The organism is Arthrobacter silviterrae, from assembly GCF_011045165.1.
Taxonomy (GTDB): Bacteria; Actinomycetota; Actinomycetes; order Actinomycetales; family Micrococcaceae; genus Specibacter; species Specibacter silviterrae.
In genome coordinates this window covers 50,856-68,404 of the sequence record NZ_JAAKZI010000008.1, presented here as the reverse complement: position 1 = coordinate 68,404, position 17,549 = coordinate 50,856, and the positions used below count along the sequence as shown (strand labels likewise).

10 protein-coding genes are annotated in these 17,549 nt (G+C 67.7%); 6 read left to right on the top strand and 4 right to left on the bottom strand.

Features of this window, described 5'->3' with window-relative positions; genetic code table 11:
- Nucleotides 1–126 precede the first annotated feature (126 nt).
- The 3 genes from gcvP to G6N77_RS06615 all read left to right on the top strand — a co-directional run bounded on the left by gcvP (nucleotide 127) and on the right by G6N77_RS06615 (nucleotide 8,347).
- The gene (gene gcvP, locus G6N77_RS06625; RefSeq protein WP_165181307.1) at nucleotides 127–3,057 is read left to right on the top strand and encodes an aminomethyl-transferring glycine dehydrogenase; all 2,931 of its coding nucleotides are present in this window, start codon (nucleotides 127–129) and stop codon (nucleotides 3,055–3,057) included.
- Between the two features lie 250 nt (nucleotides 3,058–3,307).
- A complete protein-coding gene (locus tag G6N77_RS06620; RefSeq protein WP_165181236.1) occupies nucleotides 3,308–6,706 on the top strand; it encodes a pyruvate carboxylase in 3,399 nt (1,132 codons plus the stop codon).
- 150 nt (nucleotides 6,707–6,856) lie between these two features.
- Entirely contained in the window at nucleotides 6,857–8,347 is a 1,491-nt protein-coding gene (locus G6N77_RS06615; protein WP_240901739.1) for a MinD/ParA family ATP-binding protein, read from the top strand.
- Between the two features lie 26 nt (nucleotides 8,348–8,373).
- Here the strand turns inward: G6N77_RS06615 and G6N77_RS06610 are convergent, their stop codons facing one another.
- A complete protein-coding gene (locus G6N77_RS06610; protein WP_165181235.1) occupies nucleotides 8,374–10,188 on the bottom strand; it encodes an AMP-dependent synthetase/ligase in 1,815 nt (604 codons plus the stop codon).
- 178 nt (nucleotides 10,189–10,366) lie between these two features.
- Between G6N77_RS06610 and G6N77_RS06605 the strand changes: the two genes are divergently transcribed.
- Nucleotides 10,367–11,431, top strand: a complete 1,065-nt coding sequence (locus G6N77_RS06605) for an ROK family glucokinase (protein WP_165181234.1) — start codon at nucleotides 10,367–10,369, stop codon at nucleotides 11,429–11,431.
- Between the two features lie 19 nt (nucleotides 11,432–11,450).
- On the opposite strand, the gene G6N77_RS06600 is transcribed toward G6N77_RS06605, so the two are convergent.
- Nucleotides 11,451–12,065, bottom strand: a complete 615-nt coding sequence (locus G6N77_RS06600) for a hypothetical protein (protein ID WP_165181233.1) — start codon at nucleotides 12,063–12,065, stop codon at nucleotides 11,451–11,453.
- Entirely contained in the window at nucleotides 12,055–12,804 is a 750-nt protein-coding gene (locus tag G6N77_RS06595; RefSeq protein WP_165181232.1) for an alpha/beta hydrolase, read from the bottom strand. The genes G6N77_RS06600 and G6N77_RS06595 overlap by 11 nt, the downstream gene beginning before the upstream one ends.
- A gap of 181 nt (nucleotides 12,805–12,985) precedes the next feature.
- Here G6N77_RS06595 and G6N77_RS06590 point away from each other — a divergent pair, with 181 nt between their 5' ends.
- Nucleotides 12,986–13,927 (top strand): lysophospholipid acyltransferase family protein, encoded by a 942-nt coding sequence (locus tag G6N77_RS06590; protein ID WP_165181231.1) that lies wholly within the window; start codon nucleotides 12,986–12,988, stop codon nucleotides 13,925–13,927.
- An 87-nt stretch (nucleotides 13,928–14,014) separates the two neighbouring features.
- Entirely contained in the window at nucleotides 14,015–15,412 is a 1,398-nt protein-coding gene (locus tag G6N77_RS06585; protein ID WP_165181230.1) for a class II 3-deoxy-7-phosphoheptulonate synthase, read from the top strand.
- Nucleotides 15,413–15,452: 40 nt separating this feature from the next.
- Here G6N77_RS06585 and pknB read toward each other — a convergent pair whose 3' ends face one another.
- Nucleotides 15,453–17,498 carry a Stk1 family PASTA domain-containing Ser/Thr kinase gene (gene pknB, locus G6N77_RS06580; protein ID WP_306986446.1) on the bottom strand — a complete coding sequence of 682 codons (2,046 nt, stop codon included), beginning with the start codon at nucleotides 17,496–17,498 and terminating at the stop codon, nucleotides 15,453–15,455.
- Nucleotides 17,499–17,549: the final 51 nt, after the last annotated feature.

Genomic DNA, 17,549 nt, shown 5'->3' with positions numbered 1-17,549 from the left:
TTACCTTTGCGTTGCGTACTGAAATCGTGGGCTGTTTGGGCATGTGTTTGCGGTGTCCCGCGACACATAGAATAGCTGTGGAACGTTCGCGACTTGGAGAATCCATTGACAAACACCCCAGACAATCTGACCGGCAGCCAGAACCCAAACAGCGTTGCGCCAGCCGGTTTTGGCGACCGGCACATCGGGGTTAGTGCACAGCCCCACGTTCATCATATGTTGACGGCCCTCGGATTTGGCTCTTTGGAGGAGCTTTCGGCGGCGGCGCTGCCGGAATCCATTTACACCACGGAGCCGCTGGGCCTGCAGGCGGCCGTCTCCGAGGAGGCCATGCTTGCTGAATTGCGGGCGCTGGCCGCCAAGAACACGGTCAACAAATCGTTCATCGGGCAGGGCTACTACGGCACGCACACGCCGGGGGTCATCCAGCGGAACGTGCTTGAAAGCCCGGCCTGGTACACGGCCTACACGCCGTACCAGCCGGAAATCTCCCAGGGCCGGCTCGAGGCACTGCTTAACTTCCAGACGGTGGTGGCCGACCTCACGGGCATGACCACCGCCAACGCGTCCATGCTGGACGAGGGCACCGCGGCCGCCGAGGCCATGGCCCTGATGCGCCGCAACAACCGCACTGCCTCGCCCGACGCCGTCCTGCTGGTGGACGCCGACGTCTTCCCGCAGACCCTGGCAGTCATCAACACGCGGGCCAAGGCCATGGGCATCCCCGTGCTGGTCCACGACTTCACCGCGGACGACGCCGGGCTCCCGGACGTTGAGTTCTTCGGCCTCCTCCTGCAATACCCGGGCGACTCCGGGCTGGTCCGCGACATTGCCCCGGTCATCGCCGCGGCCAAGGCCGCCAAGGCGCTGGTGGCCGTCGCTGCCGACCTGCTGGCCCTGACCTTGCTTGAATCGCCCGGCGCACTGGGCGCCGACCTTGCCGTGGGCACGTCCCAGCGCTTTGGCGTTCCCATGGGCTTCGGCGGCCCGCATGCCGGCTACATGGCGGTGCGCCAGGGACTGGAACGTTCGCTGCCCGGCCGCCTGGTGGGCGTGTCGAAGGACGCCGCCGGAAACCAGGCCTACCGGCTGGCCCTGCAGACCCGGGAGCAGCACATCCGCCGGGAAAAGGCGACGTCCAACATCTGTACTGCCCAGGTCCTTCTGGCCGTCATGGCCGGAATGTATGCCGTCTACCACGGCCCGGACGGGCTGCGGAGGATCGCAAGCCGAGTGCACGCCCTGGCGAGGGGGGTGGCGGTCGCCGCCGAGGCTGCCGGGCACACCGTGGTCCACGAGAACTACTTCGACACCGTCCGGGTGCGCATTGCCTCCGCCGGCGGGCACGCTGCCGCCGAACTGGTGGCTGCCGCCCACAAGGCCGGCTACCTGCTGCGCCAGCTCGACCACGACCACCTGCAGATCGCCGTTGATGAGACCACCACGGAGGCCGACGTGGCCGCCCTGGCGTCCCTGCTGGCCGGCCGGGCCCCGGAAACCGGGCACGGCACAGGAAGTGCACAGCTGCCTGCCGGGGCGGCCGGCGCTGTCGGTGCTGCCGGGGCAGCGCTTCCCGTCCCGGCACGGGCCACGCCGTTCATGGTGAACCCCGTGTTCCATGTGCACAACTCGGAAACCCAGATGCTGCGCTACCTGCGCCGGCTCGCCGACGCCGACTATGCGCTGGACCGCGGCATGATCCCCCTGGGCTCATGCACCATGAAGCTCAATGCGACGGCTGAAATGGCTGCAGTCAGCTGGCCCGAGTTCGCCAACCTCCACCCCTTCGCGCCCGCCGAGGACACGGTGGGCATCGTGGAGATGGCAACCCAGTTGGAGGAGTGGCTGGCCGAGATCACCGGTTACGACGCTGTCTCCGTGCAGCCCAATGCCGGCTCGCAGGGTGAATTTGCCGGGCTCATGGCCATCCGCGCCTACCATGTGGAAAACGGCAACCCGGACCGCAACGTGGTCCTGATCCCCACCTCCGCCCACGGCACGAACGCAGCCTCCGCCGTCATGGCCGGGCTCAAGGTGGTCCCGGTCGCCACGGACGGCTTCGGCAACGTCGACATCGACGACCTCAAGCGCCAGCTCAGCGTCCACGAGGACCGCCTGGCGGCCATCATGGTCACCTACCCGTCCACCCACGGCGTGTTTGAGACATCCATCAGCACCATCTGTGCCATGGTGCACGACGCCGGCGGGCAGGTTTACGTGGACGGCGCCAACCTCAACGCCCTGGTGGGACTGGCCCGCCCCGGCAAGTTTGGCGCCGACGTTTCCCACCTGAACCTGCACAAGACGTTTTGCATCCCGCACGGCGGCGGCGGCCCGGGCGTGGGCCCCGTGGCCGTGGGCGCGCACCTGGCCAAGCACCTGCCGGCCCGCGAACTGGGGCTCGGCTCCTCCGTGGGCCTGGTGTCCAGCGCGCCCTACGGCTCGGCGTCGATCCTGCCGATCTCCTGGGCCTACATCCGCATGATGGGTCCCGACGGTTTGCTCCGGGCAACCCAGACGGCCATCCTGTCCGCCAACTACATTGCCCGCCGCCTGGGCGACCACTACCCGGTGCTGTACACGGGCGCCCATGACCTGGTGGCCCACGAGTGCATCCTGGACCTGCGCGGCATCAGCGCCGACTCCGGCGTCAGCGTGGACGACGTCGCCAAGCGGCTGATCGACTACGGCTTCCACGCCCCGACCATGTCCTTCCCCGTGGCCGGCACGCTGATGGTTGAGCCCACGGAGTCCGAGGACCTCGCCGAAGTGGACCGGTTCATTGATGCGATGATTGCCATTCGGAAGGAGATTGCCGCCGTGAAGGACGGGCTGTGGCCGGCCGGCGACAACCCGCTGGCCAATGCCCCGCACACAGCCCAGTGCCTGACCGAGGAATGGGAGCACCCCTACAGCCGGGCGGAGGCAGCCTTCCCGGCCGGCGTGGACCCCCGCGCGAAGTATTGGCCCGTGGTGCGCCGCATCGACCAGGCCTACGGCGACCGCCACCTGGTGTGCTCCTGCCCCTCCATTGAGGAGCTCGCGGAGGCTAACTGAGGCCCCACTCCCGTCCCGCCGCTGCCGCTTTTGTTACGCACCGTCCAGGTGACTTGCGACACATCATTTGGCGCGGCGGGCGCGGCGGGGAGAAACTGGCAAGAGTTTACCGTTGGCTAAACCAACGATTCAGCCGGACTACCGCGCGGTCCGTGGATCACGATCAACAACTGTTTCCTGCAGCACTATTCACCAGTTCCGCCCGCTGGCTTTGGGGCGGAACGTAAACCGGCGTTCACACAGGAGTGACATGTTTTCCAAAATTCTGGTTGCCAACCGCGGCGAAATCGCCATCCGGGCATTCCGTGCCAGCTACGAGCTCGGCGCCAAGACTGTGGCCGTGTACCCCTACGAGGACCGCACATCCATCCACCGCCAGAAGGCGGACGAGGCCTACCTCATCGGCGAGGAAGGGCACCCCGTCAGGTCGTACCTGGATGTTGCTGAAATCATCAGGGTGGCCAAGGAATCCGGCGCTGACGCCATCTACCCCGGGTACGGCTTCCTGTCGGAAAACCCCGGGCTGGCCGCGGCCGCCCGGGACGCCGGCATCACCTTTGTGGGCCCGCCCGCCGAAGTGCTGGAATTGACGGGCAACAAGGTCCACGCCCTGGACGCCGCCCGCAAGGCCGGCATTCCCGTGCTGAAATCCAGCGAGCCGAGTGCTGACCTTGACTACCTGCTCGGGGCCGCAGCGGAGATCGGCTACCCGATCTTTGCCAAGGCCGTGGCAGGCGGCGGCGGGCGCGGCATGCGGCGCGTGGAAAAGGCCGAGGACCTCGAAGAGGCGCTTCGGGCCGCGATGCGCGAGGCAGATGCCGCGTTTGGCGACCCCACCATGTTCCTTGAGCAGGCCGTGCTGCGGCCCCGCCATATTGAGGTCCAGATCCTGGCCGACGGTGAAGGAAACGTCATCCACCTCTTCGAGCGCGACTGCTCGCTGCAGCGCCGCCACCAAAAGGTCGTGGAGATTGCCCCGGCGCCCAACCTGGACGAAAACATCCGCAAGGCCCTGCATTCTGACGCCGTCAAGTTCGCCAAGGCCATGGGCTATGTCAACGCCGGAACCGTCGAGTTCCTCGTGGACACCGTGGGTGACCGCGCCGGCCAGCACGTCTTCATCGAGATGAACCCGCGCATTCAGGTCGAGCACACCGTCACGGAAGAAATCACCGACGTTGACCTGGTCCAGGCGCAGCTGCGCATTGCCGCCGGCGAAACCCTGGCCGACCTTGGCCTGAGCCAGGACAGCGTCCACGTCAAGGGTGCCGCGCTGCAGTGCCGCATCACCACCGAGGATCCCTCCAACGGCTTCCGCCCCGACATCGGCAAGATCACCACCTACCGTTCCGCCGGCGGTGCCGGTGTGAGGCTCGACGGCGGCACCATTTACACCGGTGCCGAGATCAGCCCGCATTTTGACTCCATGCTGGTCAAGCTCACCTGCCGCGGCCGGGACTACAAGACGGCCGTCTCCCGCGCCCGCCGCGCCCTGGCCGAATTCCGCATCCGCGGCGTTTCCACCAACATTTCCTTCCTGCAGGCCGTCCTGGCAGACCCCGCATTCAACGCCGGCGACGTGGCCACGTCCTTCATCGACGAACGCCCGGAGCTGCTCAATTCCCACATCTCATCTGACCGCGGAACCCGGCTGCTGACCTGGCTGGCGGATGCCACCGTCAACAAGCCGTACGGGGAACTGACGGCACTGGAAGACCCCGCCCGCAAGCTGCCCGACGTGGACCTCGCGGACGCGCCCGCCGGCTCCCGCCAGCTGCTGGCCGAGCTCGGCCCGGAACGCTTTGCCGCCGCGCTGCGCGCCCAGACCGCCGTGGCCGTCACCGACACCACCTTCCGTGACGCCCACCAGTCGCTCCTGGCGACCCGCGTGCGCACCCGCGACCTGCTGGCCGCGGGCCCGGCAGTGTCCGTGCTGACCCCGCAGCTGTTTTCTGTTGAGGCCTGGGGCGGAGCCACCTACGACGTGGCCCTGCGCTTCCTCGGCGAGGACCCGTGGCAGCGCCTGGCCCAGCTGCGCGAGGCCCTGCCCAATACCTGCCTGCAGATGCTGCTGCGCGGGCGCAACACGGTGGGCTACACGCCGTACCCGGCCGAGGTCACCGACGCGTTCGTGCAGGAGGCCGCCGCCAGCGGCATCGACATCTTCCGGATCTTTGACGCACTCAACGACGTGGACCAGATGGAACCGGCAATCAAGGCCGTGCGCGCCACCGGCACGGCCGTGGCCGAGGTGGCCCTTTGCTACACGGGCGACCTGCTGGACCCCGCCGAGACCATCTATACCCTCGACTACTACCTTGAACTGGCCCAGCGCATCGTCGACGCCGGTGCCCACATCCTGGCCATCAAGGACATGGCGGGCGTGCTCCGCCCCGCCGCCGCGGCCAAGCTGGTCACCGCACTGCGGGAGCGCTTCGAACTGCCCGTGCACCTGCATACGCACGACACCGCCGGCGGCCAGCTCGCCACCCTGATGGCGGCCATCAACGCAGGGGTCGACGCCGTTGACGTCGCCTCGGCCGCCCTGTCCGGCACCACCAGCCAGCCCTCGGCCTCGGCCCTGGTGGCGGCACTGGCACACACGGAGCGCGACACCGGCATTGATCTGGCCGCCATCAGCTCACTCGAGCCGTACTGGGAGGCCGTGCGCCGGCTGTACGCACCGTTCGAGTCCGGCCTGGCCTCACCCACCGGCCGCGTCTACCAGCACGAAATTCCCGGCGGGCAGCTCTCCAACCTGCGCCAGCAGGCCATCGCACTGGGGCTGGGGGAACGCTTCGAGGAAATCGAGGACATGTACACCGCCGCGGACCGGATCCTGGGGCACCTGGTCAAGGTCACGCCGTCGTCCAAGGTGGTGGGCGACCTGGCCCTGCACCTGGTCGGCATCAAGGCGGACCCGGCCGACTTCGAGGAAAACCCGCAGAACTACGACATCCCCGACTCGGTGGTGGGCTTCCTCGGCGGCGAACTGGGCACCCCGCCCGGCGGCTGGCCGGAGCCCTTCCGCACGAAGGCGTTGCAGGGGCGCACCGTTGTCGAACGCATGGGCACGTTGACCCGCGAGGACAGCGAACAGCTGGCAGCGGACAGTGAAACCCGCCGCGCCGCGCTGAACCGCCTGCTGTTCGCCGGCCCCACGAAGGACTTCGAGGAGATCCGCAAGACCTACGGCGACGTCTCCGTCCTGGACACCCGCGACTACCTCTACGGCCTGCGCCGCGGCGTGGAACATGTCATGCCGCTGGGCAAGGGCGTGCGCCTGATCGCCGAGCTGGAAACCATCTCCGAGCCCGACGAGAAGGGCATGCGCACCGTCGTTGCCAAGCTCAACGGCCAGAGCCGGCCCGTCACGGTCCGTGACCGCAGCATCGAAAGCACCGTCAAGGCTGCCGAGAAGGCCGACGAGAACGCGCCCGGGCAGGTGGCGGCGCCGTTTGCCGGTGCCGTCAGCGTCAAGGTGGCCGTGGGCGACGTTGTCGAGGCCGGGGCCACCGTGGCCACGATCGAGGCCATGAAGATGGAAGCGTCCATCACCACGCCGGTGGGCGGCACCGTGGCCCGGCTCGCCGTGGCCGGGGTGGCCCAGGTTCAGGGCGGGGACCTGCTGGTGGTCATCGAGGGCTAAATCACGCCGGGCGGGCGGGCCTCGCCGACTGCCCGGCGCACTGCCCTGCGCTACACTGAAAATCAATGACGCCCCCGCGGCCGGAAAACACTTTCCGGCCGCGGCGGCATTTGGCGCGCACGTGGTTTCGACCATAGAGGTAGGGGAAACATGGCACAGAGGAAAAACCAGCCGGTCGCTGTCGGGGCAACCCCGGAGGAGGCCGACGACGCCGGTGCGGCGGTGGATCCCGGGGACTCCGAAGAGCACGCCGCGGCGGAAGGCAAGCCCATGGACGGTGCCGCCGATGCTGACGTGGCCGATGCTGACGTGGCCGACGCCGGCGACGCGCCCGTCGTGCCAGACGCGCCGGTCGCGCCCGTCGTGCCAGACGCGCCGGTCGTGCCGGACGCGCCGGGCGAGGCGGCATCCGGGCCCCTGACGGCGGACATCCCTGTGCCTGTTCTGCTTGTCACCTCTGGAACGGTCGCCGAAAACCCCGACGTGCTGGACCTGCCGGCCGCCATCGACCCCGCCTTTACCGGCGCCATGTCCACTCTTGCGCCGCCCGCACCGTCAGCGCCGCCGTCGACCGCAACGCCGGCCGCGACGTCCGCCGCGCCGCCGGCCGGGCCGGTGACGTCCACGGTGGTGGCACCCCCTGGGCCGGAAGAAGCCCCAGCCTGGGAGCCGGCCCCGGCCGGACAGTCCAGCCCGCGCCGCCAGCGCGTGGAAGGACCCGAACCCGCCGCGGCCCTCACCAGCGACCGCCTGTTGTCCAAGGTCGCCGCACCTCCCGTGGGCGGCTGGCGCCGCTGGCTCTATGAGGTGACCTTTGGTGCGGTCAATGTGGGGGATTCGGACAAGGTCCGGCTTGAGCGCGCGCAGGACAACATCATTGCGGCCCGGCTCGGCGGCCACACGCGTTATGTGCCGGTGCTCTCCCGCAAGGGCGGCGTGGGCAAGACCACCGTGACCACGCTGCTGGGAATGGTCCTGGCCGACACCCGCGAGGACCGCGTCATCGCCCTGGACGCGAATCCGGACCGCGGCACGCTCTCCGACCGATCGCCGGGCAGTGCGGATTTCACGGCGCGCAACCTGGTCAAGGACCGGTTCAGCGTCACAACGTTTTCCCAGCTTTCCGACTACGTGGCCCGGGACGGATCACGGCTGGACGTGCTGGCCTCGGACACGGATCCGGCTATTGCCCAGGCCTTTGACGATTCCGACTACCGCGCCGTCACGGACATCCTGGGCAAGTACTACTCAATAGTGCTGACCGACTCCGGCACGGGCATGGTCCACTCCGTCATGAAAGGCACACTGGAGAAGGCCGACGCCGTGGTGCTGGTTTCCGGGGGCAGCGTCGACGAGGCGCGGCTTGCGTCTGAGACGTTGTCGTGGCTGGAGGCCCACGGGCGCACCGACCTGGTGTCCACGGCCACCGTGGTCATCAACATGTCAGGCGGCGAGACCCAGGTGGACATCGACCAGATCGAGGACCACTTCAAGTCCCGCGTGCGCAACGTGCTCCGGATTCCCTACGACAAGCACCTTGCGGAGGGGTCCCGGGTGGAACTGGCCAAGCTGCGCCCGGCCACCAGGGCTGCGGTCAAGGCGCTGGCGGCACTGGTGGTTTCGGAGCTGCAGCGCAGCTGAGCGCCGCCTCGGGGAGACCCGCGGCCTCAGGCGGGCTTTTTCGCGGAGTAGATTTCTTCCACCACGGCGTCGAAGTCCTTCAGGACCTGGGCGCGCTTGACCTTCATGGATGGCGTCAGGTGGCCGGACCCCTCCGTGAAGTCGGTGGCGACAATCCGGAACGACTTGATGGCTTCGGCGTGGGAAACCGAGGAGTTCGCCTTGTCGATGGCAGCCTGCACGGCCGCGACGACGGTGGGGTGCTTGGCGGCCTCGGCAACCATGATTCCCTCCGGCAGCTTGTGGTGCCGGCCCCACTGGGGGAGCGCGTCTTCATCAAGGGTCACCAGGGCGGCAATGAACGGGCGGTTGTCGCCGATCACCAGGCACTGGGAAACGATTGCGTCGGCTCGGATTTGGTCCTCGAGGAGCGCCGGAACCACGTTTTTGCCCCCGGCCGTGACAATGATTTCCTTCTTGCGGCCCGTGATCTTCAGGAAGCCCTGGTCATCCAATTCCCCGATGTCGCCGGTGCGGAACCAGCCGTCGGTGAAGCTCTCGGCGGTGAGGTCGTCGCGGCCAAAGTAGCCCTTCATGACGCACACGCCCTGGGTGAGGATCTCGCCGTCGTCCGCGATTTTCACGGCATTGCCCGGCAGCGGGGCGCCAACGGTGCCGATCTTGATGCGTTCGGGACGGTTGACGGTGATGGGGGCGGTGGTTTCAGTCAGTCCGTAGCCCTCGAGGATTTGCAGGCCGATGCCCTGGAAGAAGTGGCCCAGGCGCTCGCCCAGGGGTCCGCCGCCGGAGACGGCGTGCCTGACGTTTCCGCCCATGGCAGCCCGGAGCTTGCCATAGACCAGCTTGTTGAACAGGGCATGCCTGGCCTTCAGCACCAGCGGCACCCTGCCGTCCTGGCCGGCCCGGGAGAAGTCGATGGCGGTCTGTGCGGCGGCGGCAAAGATCTTGCCCTTGCCGTCCCCCTCGGCCTTCAGTGCGGCGGAGTTGTACACCTTTTCAAAGACGCGCGGCACGGCGAGGATGAATGTCGGCTGGAAGCTTTGCAGGTCCTCGAGCAGGTGCTTGATGTCGGGGGTGTGCCCCACCTTGGCGCCGCCGGCAATGGCCAGGACCGAAATATACCTGGCGAAAACGTGGGCCAGCGGCAGGAACATGATGGTCTGGGATCCCGGGGGCACAACGTCCGTGCCCAGGACTGCCAGCGCATTTTCGCTCAGCTCCACAAAGTTGTGGTGGGTCAGCATGCAGCCCTTCGGCCGCCCTGTGGTGCCGGAGGTGTAGATGATGGTGGCGACGTCGTCGAGTCCGTTGGACGTGCGGCGCACCTCCAGGACGTCGTCGGCCACGTCCAGGCCGGCCTCGCGCAGGGCGTCAAGCCCGTCGCCCTCCATCTGCCAGACGTTCGCCAGGTGGTCCAGCCCCTCGGCATGGGCCGCCTGGCGCACCACGTTCTCATGGTTCGGCGTCTCCACAATGATGGCTGCGGCCTGCGAATCTCCCAGGTTCCAGGCGACCTGCGACGGCGAGGAGGTCTCGTAGATCGGCACGGACACGGCGCCGGCAAACCAGATGGCAAAGTCCACCAGCGTCCACTCGTAGCGGGTCCGGGCCATGATCCCGACCCGGTCGCCCACCTCGATGCCGGAGGCGATCAGGCCCTTCGCCAGGGCGCACACGTCGGCGTGAAATTCCTTGGCTGTAATGTCCACCCACACGTTGTCCTCGTTGCGGCGTGAAAATAGCGCGGGATTACTGGCAAGCCGTGCCTGGCGCAGCACAAAGTCGGTGGTGTTCATGGTCCGTGGACTGACCACCTTGGCCGGAACGGATATCTCGCGCACGTTGGCTCCTTCAGTATGTGGGTCCATGAGGGCTTGGCCTTACTCTATCCGGCCCGCCGCGGGTGGATCCCACCGGTGATGTTACTCGCGAGTAACTTTATGTTGTTTGAGTCACACTTTCAAAGTGGCGGGTGCGTGTGCGTCAATCGCGGACGGGCGCGCTCGCTAGAATCAAGTCATGCAGCAGCCGCGACCCGTCTTCAGGCCACCCTTCCGCTTTCCGGGCAGGGCGCCTGTCGGTGCAAGCCTGGCCCTGGGAATCGACATCGGCGGCACCAAGGTCGCCGCCGGCGTGGTGGACGGTGCCGGAATCATCGGCGAGGAGCTGCGGCGGGACACCCCCGGCCGGGATGCGCGGGCCGTGGAGGACGTCATTGTGGAACTGGTGCGCGAGCTGGGCTCCCGCCACGACATCCGCAGCGTGGGCATCGGCGCGGCCGGCTGGATGGACCTCGACGGCGGGACAGTCATGTTCAGCCCGCACCTGGCGTGGCGCAATGAGCCGCTGCGCGACAACCTGGAAGGCCTGCTGAACCGGCCGGTCACGCTGGCGAATGACGCCGACGCGGCCGGTTGGGCGGAATGGCGTTTCGGAGCCGGGCGCGGACACAACCGCCTGGTCTGCCTGACCCTGGGCACAGGCATTGGCGGGGCCATTGTCATGGACGGGCGCGTGGAACGGGGCAGCTACGGCATGGCCGGGGAATTCGGCCACCAGATCATCATGCCCGGCGGCCACCGTTGCGAATGCGGCAACAGGGGCTGCTGGGAGCAATATGCATCCGGCAACGCGCTGGGGCGCGAGGCCCGCGAACTGGCCCGGGCCAAGTCGCCCATGGCAGCCGAGCTGCTGGCCGCAGTCCATGGCCGTGCCCGGGACATCACCGGCAATGTGGTCACGGAACTGGCGCTGGCCGGGGAAGCCACCTCGCGGGAACTCGTGGAGGAAGTGGGTGACTGGCTGGGGCTGGGCATTGCCAACCTGGCCGCCGCCCTCGACCCGGCGTTATTTGTCATCGGCGGCGGACTTTCCGCGGCCGGGGAGCTGCTCCTGGAACCTGCCCGGCGCGCCTACGCCAAGAACCTGACGGGCAGGGGGTTTCGCCGGGAGGCGAGCATTGTGGCCGCCGAGCTGGGCCCGGCAGCCGGGCTTATCGGCGCTGCAGACCTGTCCCGCGTGCGCCAATCGGACCGCCTCGGTGTCCGCCGGGGCCGCGCGCACGGCAGCCGGGTACCCAACTAGACCCTTCCCGAGTCCGTTGTCAGACGACGGCGCCGTCGCCGTCGTCATGGTCCCTGTGGTTGGGCAGGCGGTACAGCAGGTAGCCTGTGCCCGCCAGGAACGCAACAATGACGCCGATGACCGCCAGCAGCGGGATGCCCCGCCAGAAGATCGCAGCCAGCACCAGGAAGATCGGCCCGCCGGCCGCACCGATCCAGGACAGCATGATGGCAGGGTCGGCGCCGGCCAGGCTGGGGAGCTCCTCGGGGACAAATTCATCCGGCAGCCCGTCTGCCTCATAGTCGCGCGGGCCGCCATTCCGGGCGCCGCCACCCTCGCTGAAGCCTTCTCCGTAGCCCGGTTCGGCCGGGGCCGGATCGGTGCTGCGCTGCCAGACGCCCAGCGGATCAAAGTCAACCACTCCCTTCTGGGGGCCGGCATCCGGTCCGCCGGCGGGACTGCCGCCCGCGCCGCCGTCGTCCGGCCCGGCAGCGGCGGGACCGCCACCTTCGCCGCCGTCGTCCCCGGTGTCCAGGGCGCTCTCCATGAACGCATCAGCGGGTTCCTGGAGCCGGGCCACCAGGTCCAGCCATGCCGCTTCGTCGCCGTCGTTCCCGCCGGCGTTGGGGACTTCGTGTCCGTGGTCAGATTGCACCGCAGTGCCTCCGGAAGAACTCGTTGGATTGGGCAAATATTTGTGGGGAGTCGTGGTCCATGGTGGCCACATGGTAGCTGTTGGCCAGCGGCACCACTTCCAGTTCCGGGGAGCCCAGGCCGGCGCGCAGGGCGTCCATGCTGGATTCAGGCACCACATGGTCCTCGGTGGAGCGGAACACCAGGGCCGGCGCCGTGACACGCGGCAGCAGGGAGATGGTGTCGGTGAAAAGCTTGGACAGTTCATGCACGGCAGCCACGGGCGTGCGGTCATAGGCGCCCTCGGTGACGCCCGGCTTTTTGATGTCGTCGCCAATGGCCGGCACGCTTTTCAGGACGTGTTTTAACAGTCCCGAGTACCCGGCCCGCTTGTCACTGAATGTCAGGCCGGGATTGACCACGGCGATCCCCGCCACGGGGTGCAGCGCCGCCACCCGCAGGGCCAGGGCCCCGCCCATGGAAAGGCCGGCCACAAAGACGGTGTCGCAGCGGGCGGCCAGCTCGAGGTAGGCGGCCTCAAAATCGCGGTACCAGTGTGTCCAGGGGGTGCGTGAGAGGTCCTGCCAGGTGGTGCCGTGGCCGGCCAGCAGGGGCAGGCTGACGGCGTAGCCCTGCCCGGCCAGGTACTCGGACCAGCCGCGCATGGAAACCGGTGAGCCTGTGAACCCGTGGCACACGGCCACACCCACGCGCGCCAAACTTCCATGTCCGTCAGAGCGGAACTGTTGCACCGTGCTCATGGGGGCCTTCCGTCCGTGTGAGACAAGCGTACATGGGCCGTCCGTACAAATGCCCGGTGTCGCAGCCTGCTTGGACGCCCATTCATGCCTCTCTCACTAGACTACTGTTGATACGTTCATGGCGGGCTGACGCGGTGGGCTGGCATGGCTGCAATCGGTGGCGCCGGAGAGGAACCATACTGTGATTTATTGGGTGCTCAAAAAGATCTTCCTGGGGCCTGTGCTGAAGGTGCTTTTCCGCCCCTGGACCAAGGGCCTGGACAACCTGCCCGTTGACGGCCCGGCCGTGCTGGCCAGCAACCACCTTTCCTTCTCCGATTCCATTTTCATGCCCCTCATGGTGCCCCGGCCCGTCGTCTTCCTGGCCAAGAGCGACTACTTCACCGGCCGCGGCATCAAGGGCCGGCTGACGGCGGCGTTTTTCAAGCTGACCAACCAGCTGCCGATGGACCGGTCCGGGGGAGCGGCGTCCGCGAACTCCCTGCAGACCGGCGTGGACGTTCTCACTGGCGGCGGACTGCTGGGCATCTATCCGGAAGGCACGCGCAGCCCTGACGGGCGGCTCTACCGGGGCAAGGTGGGCGTGGCCAAGCTGGTGCTCACGGCCAATGTGCCCGTGATTCCCGTGGCCATGATCGGCACTGACAAGGTCCAACCCATTGGCCGCCGCATCCCCAACATCCGCCGCCTGGGCATCATATTCGGTGAACCGATGGACTTCAGCCGATATCAGGGCATGCAGGATGACAGGTTTGTCCAGCGCTCCGTCACGGATGAAATCATGTATGAGCTCATGCGCCTCTCCGGCCAGGAATACGTTGATTCCTACGCGAGCACCGTGAAGGAAAAGATTGCCGCACAAAAGTCCGGCAAGCCCGCCGGCCCCAAGGCGCCAGGCAGTGCCAGGGCTGCCGGACAGGATGCCAAGGCCGCGGACGCGGTCCGCGCCGACCCCGCCTCCACCGTGGCCCCCGGCACCGTGACCGTCATCGGCACCAAGCCGGCCGCCGCCGTCGAGCCTGTTGGGAACGGGCCGGCTGCGGACAAGCCCGCTGGGAACGGGCCCGCCGGCGTCGAGCCCGGCCCCGTGGAGGCCGACGGCGGCGTGCCCCCGGAAGCCTGACCGCCAGTCGAAACGGTCCGTGGCCCGCATCATCTCAGGGGCTGGACCGGGTGGAAGGGCCGCGCCCAGGGGGGATAGGCTTGGGGGGTGACTGAGCTAACTTCCCCCGTACCGGGCGCACCCGCCGCCGGCATTTCGATCCCCGGCGCTGCCGTTTACCCCGGCCTCGACGACTGGCGCGACCTCACCATCGCCCAGCAGCCCACCTGGTCCGACACCAACGTCTTTGATGCCAGCGTGAAGGAGCTTTCCTCGCTGCCGCCCCTCGTGTTTGCCGGCGAAGTGGATGTGCTGCGCTCCCGCCTGGCCAAGGCCGCCCAGGGCAAGGCGTTCCTGCTGCAGGGCGGCGACTGCGCCGAAACCTTTGCCGCCGCCACTGCGGACAGGATCAGCGCACGCGTCAAGACCATCCTGCAGATGGCCGTGGTGCTCACGTACGGCGCCCAGCTGCCCGTCATCAAGATGGGCCGCATGGCCGGGCAGTTCGCGAAGCCGCGCTCCTCCAATGATGAAACGCGCGACGGCGTCACCCTCCCCGCCTACCGGGGCGACATTGTCAACGGATATGACTTCACCCCCGAGTCCCGCAAGCACGACGCCTCCCGGATGGTCAAGGCCTACCACACCTCCGCGTCGACCCTGAACCTCATCCGTGCGTTCACGCAGGGCGGCTTTGCCGACCTGCGCAGCGTGCACGAATGGAACCGCGGCTTCACCTCCAACCCGGCCCACAGCCGCTACGAAAAACTGGCCAAGGACATTGACCGGGCCATCAAGTTCATGGCGTCCTGCGGCGCCGACTTCGAGGCCCTGAAGACGGTGGAATTCTTCGCCAGCCACGAGGCGCTCCTGCTCGACTACGAACGGGCACTGACACGCATCGATTCCCGCACGGGCCTGCCCTACGACACCTCCGCCCACTTCCTGTGGATTGGCGAGCGCACCCGTGACCTGGACCAGGCACATGTCGACTTCCTCTCCCGCGTCCGCAACCCCATCGGCGTCAAGCTCGGGCCCACCACGTCCCCCGACGACGCCCTGCGCCTGATCGAGAAGCTGGACCCCAACCGCGAGCCGGGCCGCCTGACATTCATCACCCGCATGGGTGCCGGGAACATCCGCGAAAAGCTCCCCAACCTCGTGGAAAAGGTCACCGCTTCCGGCGCCCAAGTGCTGTGGGTGACCGACCCCATGCACGGGAACACCGTCACCTCTCCCAACGGCTACAAGACGCGCAATTTCGACGACGTCATCGATGAGGTCAGGGGCTTCTTCGAGGTCCACCAGGCACTGGGCACATTCCCCGGCGGGCTGCATGTGGAAATGACCGGCGACGACGTTGCCGAATGCCTTGGCGGCGCCGACCCCATCGACCAGGAAGCCTTCCTGACGGGGTACGAGTCCGTCTGCGACCCCCGCCTGAACCACAAGCAGTCCCTCGAAATGGCGTTCCTCGTCGCCGGGGCCCTCAGCCAGACAAAGTAGGGGGCAGGCGGCGGGGCGCTGCAGCGGCCGCCGCCGCCCATTAGATGACCTTGAGCGTAACGGTGCTGCCTTCTGGGGCCTCCACGCCTTGGGGGTCCTGGAAGCGGACCGTGCCAAAGAATCCGCCCAGCAGGTTTTCAACCTGCACCTTGAAGCCGAGGGCCTGCAGTTCCGCTGTGGCGGCACCCACCTGCTTTCCGACCAGGTCCGGCACCATGACCATCCTGGGCCCCTTGGAAAGCGTCAGCGTGACCTTGCCGCCGGCGGTCAGCTCACCTGACTGCGGACTCTGGGACGCCACGGAACCGGCGGGAATTGTGGCACTGTTCACCTGCCCGGGAGCAATCTCCGGCACCAGTCCCAGCGACGTCAGGGCGGCCCGGGCGTCATCCGAGGTTTTGCCCACGACTGTTGGAACGGGAATGGGCTTGGGGCCCTTGGACACCACGACATTGACCTTTGAGTTGGCGCGGAAGCCGCCTCCGGCCGCAGGATCCTGGCTCAGCACGGTGCCGGCCGGTGCCTTCTCATCGTAGATTCCGCCCACCGACCCCACGGCCAGGTGCCCGGCAGTGAGGGCCGCCTTGGCGTCCTCGAGGGTCATGCCCCCCAGGGCCGGAACGGGATACAGCACCGGCCCCTTCGACACCTGCAGGGTCACGCCCTGAAACCGGCGCTGCGAGGTGCCATGGACCGGGTCCGTGTCCACCACCATTCCGGTGGCCACCTGTTCGGAGAAGACGTCCGTGGTGGAGACCAGGTCGAAACCCTCTGCATGCAGCATGGCCTGGGCCTGGGCCACCGTCTTGTTGTGCACATTCGGCACGGTGGCCAGGGCCCCGGGCCCCAGCGCCAGATACCAGCCGGCCAGGGCGCCCAGCACCCCCAAAATCAGCACCACCAGCACCCAGAGGAGGGCGCGGCGCCGCGGGTGGCGCGGCCCCAGCGTCGTGACAGGCCGGGCGGCAGCCTTGGCGCGCGCCCTTGCCCCGGCACGCTGCTCCCGCTTGGACAGCCGTGGAAGGGATTCCGTGCCGCCGTCGGGAACGGCTTCATCGACATACAGCCGACGGCCGGCCGGAAGGACGCTGGTGGGGTGGACGGCCGCGGCCAGGACCGTGGTGTCGCCACTGTCGGCAGCCAGTTTCCCAGCCTCGCCTCCGGACCCTGCGGGGATGGCTTCCGTGACACCTCCGTCCGCCCACGCAGGGGCATCGGCGCGCGTGCTGGAGCCTCCGGCGTCGAGCTCGGCGGGGGTCAGCGTGGCGCGGATGTGGCGCAGGTCCTCCAGCAGCGAGGCGCCGTTGGCGGGCCGGTTGTCGGGATCCTTTTCACTCATGTAGCGCACCAGCTCGTCCATCTCGGCCGGCAGGCCGGGGACGGCGGCGGAAGGCGGGGGAACGTCGTCGCGGACGTGCTGCATGGCCACGGCGATGGGGACGGTGCCGCGGAAGGGCTGGGCGCCCGTCAGCAGTTCGTACAGCATGATGCCGGCGGAGTAGATGTCGCTGCGGGCGTCACCGCCCTGCCCATTGACCAGCTCCGGGGCGATGTAGGCAACCGTGCCCAGGAGCGTTGCTGTATTGGTGTTGGTGGTGACGGCCCGGGACAGGCCGAAATCGCCAATCTTGACCCAGCCGGAATGCGAAATAAGCACATTCTCCGGCTTGACGTCCCGGTGGACCAGCCCTGCCGAATGGGCGGCCGCAAGCCCCTCCACGATGGGATCCATGAGGTCCAGCGCCTGGCGCGGGGTCAGGGCGCCATTGGTGTCGATGACGTCGCGGAGCGTATATCCGTCAATGTATTCCAGGACCAGGTAGGCGTGCCCGGTGCCGGCGCCGTGGTCGTGGATTTGAACCACGTGCGGGTGGGAGAGGCTGGCGGCGCTCCAGGCCTCCCGCTGCAGACGCTCAATGAAGGCGTTGTCCACGGCCAGGTGGGGGTGCAGGATCTTCAGCGCAATGTTGCGGTTGAGGCGAATGTCCTTGGCCAGGTAGACGGTTGACATGCCGCCGCGCGCCACCTTGGACAACACCAGGTAGCGCCCGTCAACGGTTGACCCGATCAGGGGGTCCTTAGCCACTTCTTGCACCCTTCGATCTTAGGGGGTGAAACGGGAAGGGTCCCGGCGACA